This window comes from Vibrio sp. JZG10 (assembly GCF_054064075.1).
Genome location: NZ_JBSUGE010000007.1, coordinates 91,636 through 106,831, shown reverse-complemented (window position 1 = coordinate 106,831; position 15,196 = coordinate 91,636). Strand labels below are relative to the sequence as shown.

General features: G+C 45.1%; 16 protein-coding genes. 13 read left to right on the top strand and 3 right to left on the bottom strand.

Features of this window, described 5'->3' with window-relative positions; genetic code table 11:
* Nucleotides 1–35 precede the first annotated feature (35 nt).
* From folC to purF, 4 genes are all read left to right on the top strand, one after another.
* Nucleotides 36–1,298 (top strand): bifunctional tetrahydrofolate synthase/dihydrofolate synthase, encoded by a 1,263-nt coding sequence (gene folC, locus ACWYVB_RS10300; RefSeq protein WP_395222178.1) that lies wholly within the window; start codon nt 36–38, stop codon nt 1,296–1,298.
* Between the two features lie 14 nt (nt 1,299–1,312).
* Nucleotides 1,313–1,906 carry an SPOR domain-containing protein gene (locus ACWYVB_RS10295; protein WP_301658232.1) on the top strand — a complete coding sequence of 198 codons (594 nt, stop codon included), beginning with the start codon at nt 1,313–1,315 and terminating at the stop codon, nt 1,904–1,906.
* Between the two features lie 61 nt (nt 1,907–1,967).
* Nucleotides 1,968–2,459 (top strand): CvpA family protein, encoded by a 492-nt coding sequence (locus ACWYVB_RS10290; RefSeq protein ID WP_005380590.1) that lies wholly within the window; start codon nt 1,968–1,970, stop codon nt 2,457–2,459.
* 36 nt (nt 2,460–2,495) lie between these two features.
* Nucleotides 2,496–4,010 (top strand): amidophosphoribosyltransferase, encoded by a 1,515-nt coding sequence (gene purF, locus ACWYVB_RS10285; protein ID WP_005397209.1) that lies wholly within the window; start codon nt 2,496–2,498, stop codon nt 4,008–4,010.
* Nucleotides 4,011–4,076: 66 nt separating this feature from the next.
* Here the strand turns inward: purF and ACWYVB_RS10280 are convergent, their stop codons facing one another.
* Nucleotides 4,077–4,952 (bottom strand): LysR family transcriptional regulator, encoded by an 876-nt coding sequence (locus ACWYVB_RS10280; RefSeq protein ID WP_005397211.1) that lies wholly within the window; start codon nt 4,950–4,952, stop codon nt 4,077–4,079.
* A gap of 288 nt (nt 4,953–5,240) precedes the next feature.
* Between ACWYVB_RS10280 and ACWYVB_RS10275 the strand changes: the two genes are divergently transcribed.
* The 7 genes from ACWYVB_RS10275 (at nt 5,241) to recR (ending at nt 10,988) form a co-directional block, all read left to right on the top strand.
* Nucleotides 5,241–6,347, top strand: coding sequence for a response regulator (locus ACWYVB_RS10275; protein WP_005397213.1), 1,107 nt, complete (start codon nt 5,241–5,243; stop codon nt 6,345–6,347).
* A gap of 225 nt (nt 6,348–6,572) precedes the next feature.
* Entirely contained in the window at nt 6,573–6,704 is a 132-nt protein-coding gene (locus ACWYVB_RS10270; RefSeq protein WP_005380608.1) for a hypothetical protein, read from the top strand.
* A 33-nt stretch (nt 6,705–6,737) separates the two neighbouring features.
* Nucleotides 6,738–7,124, top strand: coding sequence for a YbaN family protein (locus ACWYVB_RS10265; protein ID WP_371131105.1), 387 nt, complete (start codon nt 6,738–6,740; stop codon nt 7,122–7,124).
* Between the two features lie 162 nt (nt 7,125–7,286).
* Entirely contained in the window at nt 7,287–7,832 is a 546-nt protein-coding gene (gene apt / locus ACWYVB_RS10260; RefSeq protein WP_005380615.1) for an adenine phosphoribosyltransferase, read from the top strand.
* An 8-nt stretch (nt 7,833–7,840) separates the two neighbouring features.
* Nucleotides 7,841–9,946 carry a DNA polymerase III subunit gamma/tau gene (dnaX, locus tag ACWYVB_RS10255; RefSeq protein ID WP_395222177.1) on the top strand — a complete coding sequence of 702 codons (2,106 nt, stop codon included), beginning with the start codon at nt 7,841–7,843 and terminating at the stop codon, nt 9,944–9,946.
* An 82-nt stretch (nt 9,947–10,028) separates the two neighbouring features.
* Nucleotides 10,029–10,358 (top strand): YbaB/EbfC family nucleoid-associated protein, encoded by a 330-nt coding sequence (locus ACWYVB_RS10250; protein WP_005380618.1) that lies wholly within the window; start codon nt 10,029–10,031, stop codon nt 10,356–10,358.
* A 30-nt stretch (nt 10,359–10,388) separates the two neighbouring features.
* On the top strand, nt 10,389–10,988 hold the full coding sequence (gene recR, locus ACWYVB_RS10245; RefSeq protein WP_031780610.1) for a recombination mediator RecR: 600 nt from the start codon (nt 10,389–10,391) through the stop codon (nt 10,986–10,988).
* A gap of 51 nt (nt 10,989–11,039) precedes the next feature.
* On the opposite strand, the gene aqpZ is transcribed toward recR, so the two are convergent.
* Together aqpZ and ACWYVB_RS10235 are read right to left on the bottom strand one after the other, a co-directional pair.
* Nucleotides 11,040–11,738, bottom strand: coding sequence for an aquaporin Z (aqpZ, locus tag ACWYVB_RS10240; RefSeq protein ID WP_074191655.1), 699 nt, complete (start codon nt 11,736–11,738; stop codon nt 11,040–11,042).
* A 206-nt stretch (nt 11,739–11,944) separates the two neighbouring features.
* The gene (locus ACWYVB_RS10235) at nt 11,945–13,204 is read right to left on the bottom strand and encodes an SLC5/6 family protein (protein ID WP_031780611.1); all 1,260 of its coding nucleotides are present in this window, start codon (nt 13,202–13,204) and stop codon (nt 11,945–11,947) included.
* 317 nt (nt 13,205–13,521) lie between these two features.
* On the opposite strand from ACWYVB_RS10235, the gene ACWYVB_RS10230 reads away from it, so the two are divergent.
* Nucleotides 13,522–13,902, top strand: a complete 381-nt coding sequence (locus ACWYVB_RS10230; protein ID WP_005397224.1) for a RidA family protein — start codon at nt 13,522–13,524, stop codon at nt 13,900–13,902.
* A 15-nt stretch (nt 13,903–13,917) separates the two neighbouring features.
* Nucleotides 13,918–15,195: an L-cysteine desulfidase family protein gene (locus tag ACWYVB_RS10225; protein WP_006741736.1), complete on the top strand. Its 1,278-nt coding sequence runs from the start codon at nt 13,918–13,920 to the stop codon at nt 15,193–15,195.
* Nucleotide 15,196 lies beyond the last annotated feature (1 nt).

Below are 15,196 nucleotides of genomic sequence, written 5' to 3'. Positions count from 1 at the left end.
ACATAAAAACCAAAGAATTTAATGGTTAAAGTTAGATGACCCAAAACCCAATTCCTCAAGCCACATCTTCATTAGAGATGTGGCTTGATTATTTAGCAAATATTCATTCCTCAGCAATTGATCTAGGCTTAGACCGTGTCCAAGCGGTAGCAAACAAAGCCAATCTTACCAAACCAGCTCCAACCGTAATCACCGTTGCCGGCACCAATGGCAAAGGTTCAACGTGTGCGTTAATGGAAGCCATTTTACTCGATGCTGGCTATTCAGTCGGTGTTTACAGCTCTCCGCACCTGATTCGTTACAACGAGCGTGTACGTATTAATGGCGTTGACGTTGTAGATGCAAAGCACTGTGAAGCATTCGACTATGTAGAAAAGCAGCGTGGTGATATCAGCCTTAGCCTCTTTGAATTCGGTACGCTTGCTGCGCTACGTATTTTCCAAGTAGAGAAAGTTGACGTTGTCTTACTTGAAGTAGGACTTGGCGGCCGTCTAGACGCCACCAACGTTGTTGACCATGATGTTTCTGTTATTACGAGCTTAGCTATCGATCATGTGGATTGGCTTGGTGATGACATCAATGTCATTGGTTTTGAAAAAGCAGGCATTTACCGTCCAGGGAAGCCAGCAATTTGTGGTCAACCAACGCCACCGGCGACCGTGGCAGCTCATGCTGACGATATTGGCTCTGAGTTCTTCCAAGTGGGTATTCAGTATGATTACCAACTGACTAATAATGGTTGGAAGTGGAGCAGTGGTGCATTTGCGTTAGAGGATTTACCTGTCCCATCGTTACCGCTACAAAATGCGGCAACAGCATTGATGGCGTTAGGAGCATCGGAATTGCAAATCACTGACATAAACATTGTCAATGGCTTGAATAATGCTCGCCTGGCAGGGCGTATGCAGGTACTGCATCACGAACCTGAAATAGTCCTTGATGTCGCTCATAACCCGCACTCTGCTGAGTATTTGGTAGAGAGAGTGAAGCAACAATATCTGGGTAAGAATATCCATATTGTGGTTGCAATGCTGCATGACAAAGACATTAAAGCAACCATTGAAGCGCTAACTCCAGTTGCAACACAATGGTATCCAGCGTCGCTTACTGGACCGAGAGCGGCGACAGCTGATGAATTGTGCCAATACTTACCTGATGGGCAAGTTCATTTTGAAAACCCTGTTGACGCCTTCGAGAGTTCGAGAAGCCACGCAAAGACAGGAGACGTTATTCTGGTGGTTGGCTCATTCCATACCGTCGGAGAGGTATTGGAACATTGGCAATCAAATAATAAATAAGTAAAGGTATTTTGATGGCAAGTAAATTCCAAAGTCGTTTAGTCGGCACCATCATTCTAGTCGCAGTCGGAGTGATTGTTCTTCCCGATGTGCTAGATGGTAAGAAACTGCACTACAAAGAAGAATTTGCCAGTATTCCTATCAAACCTGAACTTGATAGTGATGTGGAAAACTTCGAAATATTAGAGCCAGTGGAAGACGATATAGTGTTACCGGACTCTCCAGTTGAAGCGGTGGTGCAGGAGCAAGAGGGCGCCCAAGTGGCTGCTTCTGAGCCTGACCCAACGCCGACGCCTAAACCAGAGGTCATCAAACAGCCAGAGCAAGTTGAGGTGGCCACTCGTCCTGTGCAAGAAAAAAATCAATATGAAGATTCTGCTTGGATCATTCAGTTGATGGCGCTTAAGAATCACGAAAATGCGGTCGCGCTTGTCGCTGATTTGCAAAAGCGTGGCTATCAAGCCCATACAAAGAAAGAAAACGAGTTTACGAGAGTGATTGTTGGTCCTGATGTGTCAAAAAGTAAACTTGAACGGCAAGTCAAGGAATTACAAAAAATTACAGGCTCAAAAGGTCAATTGCTTAAATTTAAGCCATTAAATCCATAAGAAAACGTTTGCGTCAGCATTTTTTCTGTTAAAATGCGCGCCAACTTAAGATGAAGAAAACATGAATTGGATAGATTTTATCATTTTAGGTGTGATCGGATTTTCAGCTCTGATCAGTTTAGTTCGCGGTTTTGCTAAAGAAGCTTTGTCTTTGGTGATTTGGTTTGGAGCGTTTTTTATCTCCAGCAACTACTACGCCAAATTGGCGGTGTACTTCACCAACATCGAAGATGACATGTTTCGTAACGGAGCGGCGATTGCGGCTTTATTTGTCGCGACCTTGGTAGTTGGTGCAGTGGTGAATTACGTCATTGGTCAACTGGTACAAAAAACAGGGCTATCAGGTACGGACCGAATTCTTGGGATTGTATTTGGTGGTCTACGCGGAGTCTTAATTGTTTCTGCGGTGCTGTTTTTTATGGATGCGTTTACTGCATTCCCAAGCTCGGATTGGTGGAAAGATTCACAGTTGATCCCTGAGTTCAGCCGTATCATCGCCCCATTCTTCGAGCATTTACAAGCAACATCAAGTTTTCTGTCTGGCACTATCTAGTAGTGCCAGCTACTGTCGCAAATCGAGGATTAGGACATGTGTGGTATTGTTGGAATCGTGGGCACAACGCCTGTAAACCAGTCTATTTATGACGCGTTAACGGTGTTACAGCATCGTGGCCAAGATGCCGCTGGTATTTGTACCATAGAAAGCAATCGTTTTCGTCTGCGCAAGGCGAACGGTTTAGTCAAGGATGTATTTGAAGCAAGACATATGCAGCGCCTGCAAGGCGAGGTCGGAATTGGTCATGTTCGTTACCCAACAGCAGGCAGTTCAAGCGCTTCAGAAGCTCAACCTTTCTACGTAAACTCTCCTTTCGGTATTACACTTGCCCACAATGGCAACTTGACCAACGCTAACGAAGTTCGTCAAAAGCTGTTTGAAAAAGATCGCCGTCATATCAATACCACTTCAGACTCCGAAGTATTACTAAATGTACTGGCGCACGAAATTGACTCAGTAAAAGGAAATGTCACGACAGAAGACGTATTCCGCGCAGTCACCAATGTGCATCGCACAATTCGTGGTGCTTACGCTGTGACTGCCATGATTATCGGTCATGGTATGATTGCATTTCGTGACCCACACGGTATTCGCCCTCTATGTTTAGGTAAGCGTGAAGTTAATGGCAGAGCGGAGTACATGGTTGCGTCTGAATCGGTAGCATTGGATGCCGTCGGTTTTGATTTTGTTCGTGATGTTGCACCTGGTGAGGCGATCTACGCAACGTTTGACGGTGAACTGTACACGAAGCAGTGTGCAGACAATCCTAAGCTGAACCCTTGTATTTTTGAGTTCGTGTATTTTGCTCGTCCAGACTCGTTCATCGATAAAATTTCGGTATACAGTGCTCGCGTTGAAATGGGTAAAAAGTTAGGCGAACGTATTCGTGAAGACTACGCAAATCTTGATATTGATGTCGTTATTCCTATCCCTGAAACGTCGTGCGACATCGCACTTCAAATCGCTCAAGCGATCGATATCCCTTACCGCCAAGGCTTCGTGAAAAACCGTTACGTGGGACGTACGTTTATCATGCCTGGTCAGCAACAACGTAAGAAATCTGTACGTCGCAAGTTGAATGCAATTCGCTCGGAGTTCAAAGATAAGAATGTGTTGCTGGTGGATGACTCTATCGTTCGTGGTACTACGTCAGAACAAATCATCGAAATGGCACGTGATTCTGGTGCGAAGAAAGTGTACATGGTATCAGCAGCACCAGAAGTTCGATTCCCGAACGTGTATGGTATTGATATGCCAAGTGCTACCGAGCTTATTGCTCATGGCCGCGACAACGATACAATTTGTAAGCAGATTGGTGCTGATGCATTGATTTATCAACGTCTAGAAGATTTGGTTGAGGCTGTCGGCCTTGGAAACCAAGATATTACTCAGTTCGATACATCCGTGTTTAACGGCGAATACGTAACGGGTGATATCGACCAACAATACCTAGACTTCTTAGATGGTCTTCGTAACGATGATGCGAAAACACAACTTGAAATCCAACAGGATTTAGCAAACCTAGAGCTGCATAACGAAGGCGCATAATAGGCGTTTTCTTGAGGCGTAAAAAAACCAGAGCTTCGGCTCTGGTTTTTTGTATTCGCTATCGAATTAGTGGATGTTATAAGCGATCACAAAGTCGATAAAGAGACGAACTTTCTCTGGCAGGTGATCTTTGTGGTTGTAAAGCATATAAATGTCGCGCGGGTTTGCACTCCAATCTGGCAGTATGCGTACCAAATCGCCGCTTTCGATGTATTCTTTGATCATGACATCTGGCATTAGCGTGATGCCTAAACCTTCGGAACAAGCACTGCGTACTACATTTAGTGCATTCGCCTGAAAGCGACCACGATCAACGTTTACGACAGACTCGCCTTTGCTATTAATTAAGGTCCACTTGATAAGAGGGTAGCCTTTTAGCAATGAATGGTTAGAGAGCTCTTCTGCGTGGTTTGGTGCTGGATTCGAGGCAAGGTAGTCAGGACTTGCGACAAGAATATCCTTCACTTCGCCAATCTTACGTGCGATCAGGCTAGAATCACGTTGGGGCCCCACTCGAAAAATGACATCCCATTCAGTAGGGTCAAGCTTGTCTGCATTATTTTCTGTCGTTAGTTCGATATTGATGTCCGGATACTGCTTCATAAAGCTGTTGAACATCGGCATCATCATGCGCTTAGTTAAGTTATAAGGCGCCGATATCTTAATCTTGCCTGATGCTCCTCGGCAGTCGTCAGTGATTTCCTCTGCTGCCGTGGTTAGCCTTTGTAGCAAAGGGGAGCACTCATGGTAAAAACGTTCCCCGGCTTCTGTAAGCGAGAGTTTGCGAGCGTGACGGTTCAATAGTCGAAGATTGACAGAGTCTTCTAGCGCTTGAATGCGTCGGGTGATGGTCGCAACCGGGATCATGGTTTTTCGCGAAGTTGCGGTGTAGCTCCCATTTTCGACAACCAGTCGAAACAGGTTTAAGTCATCTAATTTCATATTTCCAGACACATTAAATTACCGATTACGGCTAATTTATAATTAACTTTGTGATCAAAGCTTGCTTTAAGTCAACATGTTGCATCATTTGAACACAGCAACCCTGTTTGAGTAAATACTGTTATACCCCGTAATATTTGTATAAACGCCGTTTTCAAGCTACGTTTTATAACAAGGCGGAACGGCCTCAAGTCTTGCTGCGCAACGTTTCGCCGGATGTAAACACAACAAAAATAATGACTTAATAATAAATCTGTTTTTTGACTTAGCTTTGTGAGGTGTAAAGGTATGTTTAAGACTCACAGTCAAACGGCAATGGTCTCGGCACAGGAAGTGGTTAATCAAAAACTAATTATGTTGGTGGATGATGATCCAATATTTCGTAAAGTAACCAATGCTTATTTAGAAAGTCAGGGTTTTAAAGTAGTAGAAGCTGAAAACGGCCTAGAGGCGCTTCAACAACTCAGGGAATGCCAACCCGATCTTATCTTGTGTGATTTATCGATGCCGGTATTAGATGGCATTGAATTCGTCGAAGAAGTCAGTCTTGAATATCCATACTTGCCGCTTATCGTGGTATCCGGCACGGATGAAATGTCCGATGTCGCGAAAGCGTTGCGATTTGGTATTAAAGATTTTCTTCCTAAACCGATAGGTAATTATGAGCACCTATCTCAGGCGATAGACAATACGCTCGAAGATACCGATAGCCATTTCTCCGAACAGCGAGACTTTTCAAGTCAGTGGTTCCGAGTCGATGACGGTGGCGAAATCCCAGATGAGCAAGAGCTTCACTGGCATCTAGAGTATTTGCAGCAGAACCCGAGTGCTGCAAGAGATTTACTGCATGCTCTATTGCCAGAGAAAGATGCTTCTCAAGGTGATTGGCGCTGCTCATACCGTTTATTGCAATCGACGGACGTTATGCCACTGGTGTTCGATTATCGTTGGTTAATGAATGGGCAATTTGCGTTCTATCTCGTTGACTCTGCTTCCCAGAGTAATGATGGTGTCGCGACGACATTGCTTGTTAGGGCTTTGTTTGACGATTACCTGCGTAATTTGAAGAGTTTCAGTGCTGATCTGAAGGATATGGTAGGGATCATTGAAAAAGGAATCGAGTGTTCAGAGTGCGCTGGTGCGGTTAATGCTGTATTTGGTGTCGCTGATCTGGCTTCGTCCTCCGTTTCTATCCTGCCTGCGGGTTTAGATAGTCATTGGTCTGACGGAAATACTAATCAACATATCGCGGCAGGTAACTGTTTAGGGGCAGGAAGTATGAAAAACTTCATAACCCGAGATTTACCGCTAGGTGTTGCTGGTCAGTTATCCATCGGTTGTTTAGGCTCTTCAAGTTTTAGCTTAAATATTGCCCGGAAATCACGACTGGTATAATTCTGACTTCATAACACAATAAGCAGCGTCTTGGCGCTGCTTATTGTCTTTTTAGAACCACAAAAAAACAACAAATGCTCGAACAATAACCTTACTTTTTGCTGGTGTTTAGATTTGGCTGTTTAAGGTATAGTCAACGCCTAAAACAATAATGACCCATTTGTGCAACGATAATTTAACGCTGTGCCTTGGGAGAAGCAAAGTCAACTAGTGAGAAGATACATCATGGCAGACAAAGATTTTAAAGAGCCTTATAATATTTTTTACTTTTTAGGTTTCATTGCAGTACTTTTAATTCCAACATTACCTGCAACGCTAACCTGGCTTCGTGTAATGAATGGTTACGCAGGCTTTTAATCTAGCTATTTTGTACCGGAGTTCACCATTCGTATTAAGCGTTACTTTTTCAATACCGTTGGTGGACTCTGTATTGTGCTCGGCATTGCCGGCATAGCCCTTCCGCTTTTACCCACCACTCCTTTCATTCTACTTGCTAGTGCATGTTTTATGCGTGGTAGCCCCGCATTTCATCATTGGCTACATAACCACAAAACGTTTGGACCGATTCTCGATAATTGGCATAAGCACCGGGCTGTTACTTCAAAAGTAAAACAGCGTGGCGCCATTTTTATTGCACTTAGTTTCATGGTTTCAATCGTTGTTGTTCCCCTTGTTTGGGTGAAAATTGGTCTTTTAGTGATGCTAATCGTTTTACTCGGCTGGTTTATGCGTCTGCCTGTGATTGAGTTGGTTGCTGACAGAGAAGAAAATCACTAAGATTGTAGAGAATAGTGTGCCCGCTCTTCGAGTGGGCGTTTGTATTTTCAGCGCCTGTGACTGTTACGAAAATAAGCACATAGTGGTGAAAACCTATTGTTCGTTGCCCTCGTGATACTGCGATTAGAGAGGGCGATGAGCCAATCTAAGTAAATCGGTATTATGACTACAGAAACAATTTCACTGATCAAATCTAGCATCAAAAGCATCCAAGACTACCCAAAGCCAGGCATTCTATTTCGTGATGTAACGAGCCTTCTTGAAGACGCAAAAGCATACCAAGCAACGATTAACTTACTTGTTGAACGTTACAAAGATATGGGCTTTACCAAGGTTGTGGGTACGGAAGCTCGTGGCTTTTTATTTGGCGCGCCTTTAGCGCTTGAGCTAGGTGTTGGTTTTGTACCAGTGCGTAAACCAGGCAAGCTACCACGCCCTACTGTTGCTCAGTCTTATGAGCTTGAATACGGCGTTGATACACTAGAAATCCATACAGATGCCATCGTTGAAGGCGACAAAGTACTGGTTGTCGACGATTTATTGGCAACGGGCGGTACTATTGAAGCGACGACTAAGCTGATTCGCCAACTGGGTGGTGAAGTTGAGCACGCTGCGTTCGTTATCAACCTACCAGAAATCGGTGGCGATAAACGTTTAGAAGCATTAGGTCTAAACGTGTACAGCATCTGCGATTTTGAAGGACATTAATACATTCAATGAGTTATTTAGCTTTAGCGCGAAAATGGCGTCCTAATCAGTTTGACCAAGTTGTCGGACAAAAACATGTCCTGACGGCGTTGGAAAACGCACTGGCGCAAAACCGTTTACACCATGCTTATCTGTTCAGCGGGACTCGTGGTGTGGGTAAAACGAGTATCGGTAGGTTGTTTGCCAAAGGCTTGAACTGCGAAACCGGCATTACCGCGACACCTTGTGGTAAGTGCGATACTTGTCGTGAAATTGATGAAGGTCGCTTTGTCGATCTTCTTGAAATCGACGCGGCATCACGTACTAAAGTTGAAGACACTCGCGAACTGTTAGACAACGTTCAATACAAGCCTGCTCGTGGACGGTTTAAAGTGTACCTCATCGATGAGGTACACATGCTATCGCGTCACTCTTTCAATGCGTTGTTGAAAACCCTGGAAGAGCCGCCAGAGTATGTGAAGTTCTTACTCGCGACAACCGATCCACAAAAGCTGCCAGTTACTATATTGTCGCGTTGTCTACAGTTCCATCTCAAACCGATCAGCGTTGATGATATTCATCAGCAACTTGACTACATTTTGGGTCAAGAGCAAGTATCGGCAGAACCAAAAGCACTGGGTATGATTTCACATGCTGCAGATGGCAGTATGCGTGATGCTCTCAGCTTGACCGATCAAGCAATTGCTTTAGGTAACGGTGCGGTGCAAACCGATATTGTCAGCCACATGTTGGGGACGATTGATACCGACCAAGCGATTCACTTACTAGAGTCAATCAGCAGCAAGCAACCTCAACAAGCCATGGATAAAATCCAGCAATTAGCGGCAAATGGTGTTGAGTGGGATGGTTTGTTGCAGCAAGTCGCAACACAGCTTCATCGAATTGCGATGTATCAAGCGTTGCCAGCGTCGCTAGACCGAGCGCAGCCAGATGCAGAAAAAATCGAGTTGTTGAGTAAAGCACTAAGTCCGCAAGACGTTCAGCTTTACTACCAAATTGCATTGAAAGGTCGTGAAGATTTGACCCTCTCGCCAAATGGGCGAGTCGGTCTGGAAATGATTGTACTGCGTATGATGGCGTTCCGCCCATCAAATAACAGTGGGGCAAATGTTGTTTCCAGTAACTGCGAACCAGCTTCAGCACCAGTTCAAAGTGCCAGTCAGCCAAAGACTGCGCCAGCTCAGACAGTCGCTGCTCCTCGAGCTCAGCAGCCGAATCCAGCACAAAGCACACCACAAGTGGCGCCTCAACCTTCATCCAATTCGCAACCTGAGTATCACGCGAGTGGATATGAGACGGTTCCGCCACAGTATGATATGGCGCCGCCGATGAGCGAAAACCCAGCGCCGCAGCATGAAACGCCACCTCAACAAGTGCAAGAGAGCGTTTCAACACCGGCGCGCGGTGGTCTAAGCGGTTTACGTCACCAATTACGTTCTCAGCGTCAAGGCCTACAACAGAACACTCCTCAAAATGGTGGCTCAAAAAAGCCTAAAGCGGCATCTGCACAACCAGAATCGGTTATCGACCGAGTAGCGCAATTGCATGGCAATTCCGCGCAGGTGTCGCCAAACTCAGCTCCGAAGTCGACGGAGCCACAAGTTGAGGAAGCGTATCGCTGGCGTCCAAGCAAGCCTGTTGAGACAAAAGTGAATACAAAACTGACACCTACGCAGCTCAAGCAGGCACTTGAGCATGAGAAAACGCCTGAAATGGCACAAAAGCTCATCGATGAATCGTTAGAACATAATGAATGGGCGAAGCTCATCAGCTTAATGGAGATCCCTAAGCTGGTAGAGCAACTTGCGCTAAACTCTCATTATAGTAAGGAAGGAACAACCGTTTCGTTACTATTGAGAAGTAGCCAAGCTCATTTGAATACTGATAGAGCTCAAGCCGAATTGCTTAAAGCACTTAATACCGTGTTAGGTGAAGAGTGCCACATGAGCATCGAAATAGGGGAGAGTGGAGAAACACCACTTGAACTGAGAGATAGGCTCTACCAAGAGAAATTACAGCAAGCGCTGAACAGTTTAGAAAACGATCCAAATGTTCAATTTATTGAACGTCGTTTTGCTGCAGAGCTTGATAAAGATAGTGTGCGCCCTATCTAATAATCGAATGGAATGGGGTTGAAAACCCAAAGGTATAACCCCATTAATTGATGCAACACCTCATTAAACCAGAGAGATAAACATGTTTGGTAAAGGCGGTATGGGCAACCTAATGAAGCAAGCCCAGCAAATGCAAGATCGCATGCAAAAGCTTCAAGAAGAAATCGCGAATATGGAAGTAACTGGCGAGTCTGGTGCTGGCCTAGTAAAAGTTACTATCACTGGTAGTCACAGCGTACGTCGTGTTGACATCGATGAAAGTTTGATGGAAGACGACAAAGAAATGCTTGAAGATTTGATCGCTGCGGCGTTCAACGATGCGGCCCGTCGTGTTGAAGAAACTCAAAAAGAGAAAATGGCTTCTGTAACTGGCGGTATGCAACTACCACCAGGTATGAAAATGCCATTCTAATCTGCTGATATTTAATTAAGCGGACTTTTAATGCGTACCAGTCATATGCTGGAGCAATTGATGGAGGCCTTACGTTGTCTACCTGGGGTTGGCCCCAAGTCAGCGCAGCGTATGGCCTTTCATTTGTTACAGCGCGATAGAAAAGGCGGTTTGCAACTTGCAGATGCGCTTAGCCAGGCAATGACAGAAATCGGTCATTGTACTGAGTGTCGAACCTTCACCGAAGAAGAAGTCTGTCATATTTGTACTAACCCAAAACGCCAAGAAAATGGTCAAATTTGTGTGGTAGAAAGCCCGGCAGACATTGCTGCAGTCGAAGCAACGGGCCAGTATTCTGGTCGATACTTTGTTCTTATGGGACATTTGTCACCACTAGACGGTATTGGTCCAAGTGATATTGGACTGGATGTGCTTGATTACCGCTTACGTCGCGGTGATATAGCCGAAGTGATTTTAGCAACAAACCCGACGGTTGAAGGCGAAGCCACTGCACATTACATCGCAGAGCTATGTAAAGAACACCAAGTTGATGCCAGCCGCATCGCGCATGGTGTGCCTGTCGGTGGAGAACTTGAGCTTGTTGATGGCACGACGTTGTCACACTCGCTGTTAGGTCGACACAGAATTTAATAAAAAGCCGCTGAATTCAGCGGCTTTTTTGATCTTGTGAGTTGGGAACGATTAATCGTTCGATTCTTTACCAAGAAGGTTTTTGTAGATAACTGCACCAAGTACGCCACCCAAAATAGGCGCAACCCAGAACAGCCATAATTGAGAAACTGCCCAGTCGCCCACATATATCGCGACTGCTGTACTACGAGCCGGGTTTACTGAGGTATTTGTGACAGGAATGCTGATCAGGTGAATAAGAGTCAGACACAAACCAATCGCAATAGGTGCAAAACCTTGAGGTGCACGTTTGTCTGTCGCCCCCATGATTACGATAAGGAACATCATCGTCATCACGACTTCAGAAACTAGCGCAGCAAGCATGGAGTACTGACCCGGCGAGTGTTCACCATAACCATTGGCGGCAAAACCAGAACCCACAACATCGAATCCAGCTTGTCCTGTCGCGATGACATAAAGAATGCCACCAGCGATCAGCCCGCCGAGCACTTGTGCGATGATGTAAGGCGCAACGTCTTTTGTCTCAAACCGACCGCCAGCCCAAAGACCAACCGTCACTGCCGGGTTCAAGTGACAACCTGAAATATGACCGATTGCAAATGCCATGGTTAAAACGGTTAAACCAAAGGCCAGAGCAACGCCCAGCAGACCAATACCCACGTCTGGGAAACCTGCAGCCAACACTGCGCTACCGCAACCGCCTAATACTAGCCAGAACGTACCAAAAGCCTCTGCTAAATACTTGTTCATGTTATTTCCTAATTTCTACTTAAATGACCCGCTGAACATAGTCGAGAATTGTCAATTAAGTGTGAGGGAGATCGCGTAAAGACTGCAAATAGGACGGTATGTGGCAAGAGTTCTCAAGGATGAGAGAAAAGCAGGGAGAGGAGAGGTTGAATCTTAAGGTTGCCTTGGCCATCACTACCTGAGTAACAGCCAAGGCAAAGTAGGTTTTAGCTAAATGCGACGAAAGGTGATACGCACAACAAAATACCAGTCGCAATAATCAAGTAAAGCGACGCGCCTTTGTATTTGTGTAAAGAAGGCACTTGGTAGACAAGGTAAGCTGGAATCAAACAGCCAATCAAACCAAAGATAGGGCTACATACTGATGTGAAGCTCAGAACTGGTAGATTCAATACAATTGCACCCCACGCCATGAGAATCGCAAAGAGAATGATTCCCTTGGTGACTAAGTCTTTATTGATCTTATCTTCAGGCATGACCTTTTTTAGAGCCAGCATCGCTAGACCTTGGCAAGAATCGCGGAAACCTAAGTACACGCCAAAAAACGCAGTCATTACTGAGAAAATATTCAGCATCAAACTCATTAGTTTTAGCGTCGTGCCGTCCATGCCTTGCGCAACCATCGCAAGAGCAGAGATGTTCTCTTCTGCTGCTTTAACCGCTTGTTCATGTGACATCGCAAGCGTAAAGGAAATCGCGTAGAAAAAGACCGTCACAAACAAGATACCGAAAGCAATTTTCATTGCGCGCATGGCTTTAAAGCGAGCAACCTCAATCGATTTTTCTTTTGATCGGTATGAGATCACCATTGGGCTCAAGCTTTGAATGAAGAGAATAGACGTTAGAGTAAACGGCAGTAGCTCAATTGCATCTTTCAAACCAGCGCCTGTTTCTGGAATTGCACCGACATTCGCTACATCCCATTTTTCGATCATCATGACGCCAAGTAATGCAACGGTACAAAGTTTAATCAGTACAAGACCAGTACTGACCTTAAACAAAATCTTTTCACCACGAGATGCAATAGCGACCAGCGCGCACACTAAAGCCAGACCATATAGCGGGTTTTCAGACAATAAACCTTCCGTGATGCCAAAACTATGTAGGAAAGATGCCGAGTCATTGTTGATAGCTGTTGAGTAAACAAAGACCCAAATCACCAACATGATGAAGTAGAGCACACCTAATAACGCCCCCCATTTGTTACCAAGGTAGCCGGAAATGACGCCAGCGTAATCTTGGCACTTTGGTGAACTTGAGAGAGTGTTGATGAAAAGGCGTTGGAACAAGTACATCGCTGGGTAGCCGATTACGGCAGAGGCCAAGAATACCCAAAGGCCCAATACGCCAACTTTTACTGGTAAAAAAACAATACCGGCGCCGATTGCCATGCCGATACTCATGATCACCCATCCCCAGTCTGTGCTATCAAACTTGATCGCGGCTTTCCACTCATCTAGGGCCATGCCTGCTTTTACGTGCGGTGGCTCTTTACCGATGGGTAAGGTTTGTGTAGGTGCTGTCACGCTCATTTTATTGTTTCTCTTGTTAGTATGAATTTTTCTCAAATTTAATTGAGAAAATGTATATCACCAATTTTTTTGTGGAAAATTCAGATAAATTTGAGATCTTGGCGAGGAAGTTCAAATAAATTGGAGTTTTTAACGAATTTTGTGATCTGATCTAGTTGTTTGGTTCATATTTAATTGAAAAAATAACGCTAATACGGAAGTTAAATTAGAAACTTCTTAATAAAAAATAAAATTTATGTGAGGATTTAAAAATGAAAAAATTGATTTCATCTGAACACGCGCCTGCTGCTATCGGACCTTATTCACATGGCACTAGCTATGGCGATTTGATTTTTACTTCTGGCCAGTTACCCGTTGATAAGGCAACAGGAAAAGTAGTTGAAGGCGGCATCAGTGCACAAAGTCATCAATCTCTTACTAACTTGAAGCACGTTTTAGAGGCTGGTGGTGGCAGTATCGATACTGTTTTAAAAACAACGTGTTACCTATCGAATATTAATGACTTTGCCGAGTTTAACAAGGTCTACGCAGAGTTTTTCCAACAAGATTGTCCGGCACGCAGTTGCTTCGCAGTGAAAGATTTGCCTCTTGGCGTGTTAATTGAAGTCGAAGCGATTGCTCATAAAAAGTAATACGGAGAACAGAGCATGAACCAGCAATGGACACAATATATCCAAATCATTAAGCAAGTTGTGAAACCTGCATTAGGATGTACAGAACCCATTGCTGCTGCGTACGCGGCAGCAGTTGCTAGAAAAGAGTTGGGCACATCCGATATTGATGCGATAGAGGTGCGTGTTTCAGACAACCTATTTAAAAACTCGATGGGTGTTTTCGTACCCGGAACGGGCAAGATAGGCCTCAAAATTGCCGCCTCAGTTGGTGCATTAGCCGGTGACCCAACAGCAGAACTGGAAGTGTTGGCTCGGATTAATGAGCAGGATGTCGCTGCTGCGCAACAATTGATAGATGAAGAGCGGGTAACTGTAGCGCGCATGGATACGCAAGAATTCATTTATTGCAGCGTAACGCTCACTTCTGGTGACGATGTTGTTTCGGTTACGATCAGTGGCGGTCACACCAACATTATCCAGATCACGCGCAATGGCGACGTGATTTTTGATGCTCCACCACAGCAACGCGTTGCAACCGCTTCCGTTTGTGAAGGTGTGGATATTTCGATCAAACAAATCTATGAGTTTGCCACTCAAGCGCCTTTTGAAGAGATCAAATTTATTCTCCAAGCTGCAGAGCTTAATACCTTGCTGGCTCAAGAGGGTATCGACCGAGGTTACGGCCTAGAAATTGGACGCACGCTAAAAGGCAACATCGAGCAAGGCTTATTGGGCAATGACTTAATGAGTCGTATACAGATGATGACATCCGCGGCGTCTGATGCTCGCATGGGAGGGGCGACGTTGCCAGCCATGAGCAATTTCGGCAGTGGGAACCAAGGTATTGCCGCTACAATGCCAGTTGTAGTTGCCGCAGAAGCATTTCAAAACGACGAAGAACAGCTGGCTCGCGCGTTGATCATGAGTCATTTAGGGGCTATTTACATCAAATCTTATTACCCACCGTTATCCGCATTTTGTGGCAACACTGTTACCAGTGCGGCGGCATCTATGGCGCTGGTGTATTTAGCTGGTGGTACATTCGAGCAATCATGCTACGCCATTCAAAACGTCATCAGCGACAGTTCAGGTATGGTGTGCGATGGTGCGAAGTCCTCTTGTGCGATGAAAGTGTGTACTTCATCGACAACGGCGGTGCGCTCATATTTGATGGCGATGGGTAACCACAGTGTTAAGAATCAAGGTATAGTAGGCGAAGAAGTTGAGCAAACGATAAGAAATGTTGGCTCAATGGTTCGTTTCGGTATGCCGTATACTGACAAATCTATTATCGATATTATGTCGGCCTAAC

Bases quoted from the DNA above. Each gene is read 5' to 3' on its own strand.
- ACWYVB_RS10275 (WP_005397213.1), top strand. From the start codon at position 5,241: ATGTTTAAGACTCACAGTCAAACGGCAATGGTCTCGGCACAGGAAGTG.
- purF (WP_005397209.1), top strand. From the start codon at position 2,496: ATGTGTGGTATTGTTGGAATCGTGGGCACAACGCCTGTAAACCAGTCT.
- recR (WP_031780610.1), top strand. From the start codon at position 10,389: ATGCGTACCAGTCATATGCTGGAGCAATTGATGGAGGCCTTACGTTGT.
- ACWYVB_RS10270 (WP_005380608.1), top strand. From the start codon at position 6,573: ATGGCAGACAAAGATTTTAAAGAGCCTTATAATATTTTTTACTTTTTA.
- ACWYVB_RS10250 (WP_005380618.1), top strand. From the start codon at position 10,029: ATGTTTGGTAAAGGCGGTATGGGCAACCTAATGAAGCAAGCCCAGCAA.
- ACWYVB_RS10235 (WP_031780611.1), bottom strand. From the start codon at position 13,204: ATGGCCCTAGATGAGTGGAAAGCCGCGATCAAGTTTGATAGCACAGAC.
- ACWYVB_RS10295 (WP_301658232.1), top strand. From the start codon at position 1,313: ATGGCAAGTAAATTCCAAAGTCGTTTAGTCGGCACCATCATTCTAGTC.
- ACWYVB_RS10280 (WP_005397211.1), bottom strand. From the start codon at position 4,952: ATGAAATTAGATGACTTAAACCTGTTTCGACTGGTTGTCGAAAATGGG.
- folC (WP_395222178.1), top strand. From the start codon at position 36: ATGACCCAAAACCCAATTCCTCAAGCCACATCTTCATTAGAGATGTGG.
- ACWYVB_RS10225 (WP_006741736.1), top strand. From the start codon at position 13,918: ATGAACCAGCAATGGACACAATATATCCAAATCATTAAGCAAGTTGTG.
- ACWYVB_RS10230 (WP_005397224.1), top strand. From the start codon at position 13,522: ATGAAAAAATTGATTTCATCTGAACACGCGCCTGCTGCTATCGGACCT.
- aqpZ (WP_074191655.1), bottom strand. From the start codon at position 11,738: ATGAACAAGTATTTAGCAGAGGCTTTTGGTACGTTCTGGCTAGTATTA.
- ACWYVB_RS10290 (WP_005380590.1), top strand. From the start codon at position 1,968: ATGAATTGGATAGATTTTATCATTTTAGGTGTGATCGGATTTTCAGCT.
- dnaX (WP_395222177.1), top strand. From the start codon at position 7,841: ATGAGTTATTTAGCTTTAGCGCGAAAATGGCGTCCTAATCAGTTTGAC.
- apt (WP_005380615.1), top strand. From the start codon at position 7,287: ATGACTACAGAAACAATTTCACTGATCAAATCTAGCATCAAAAGCATC.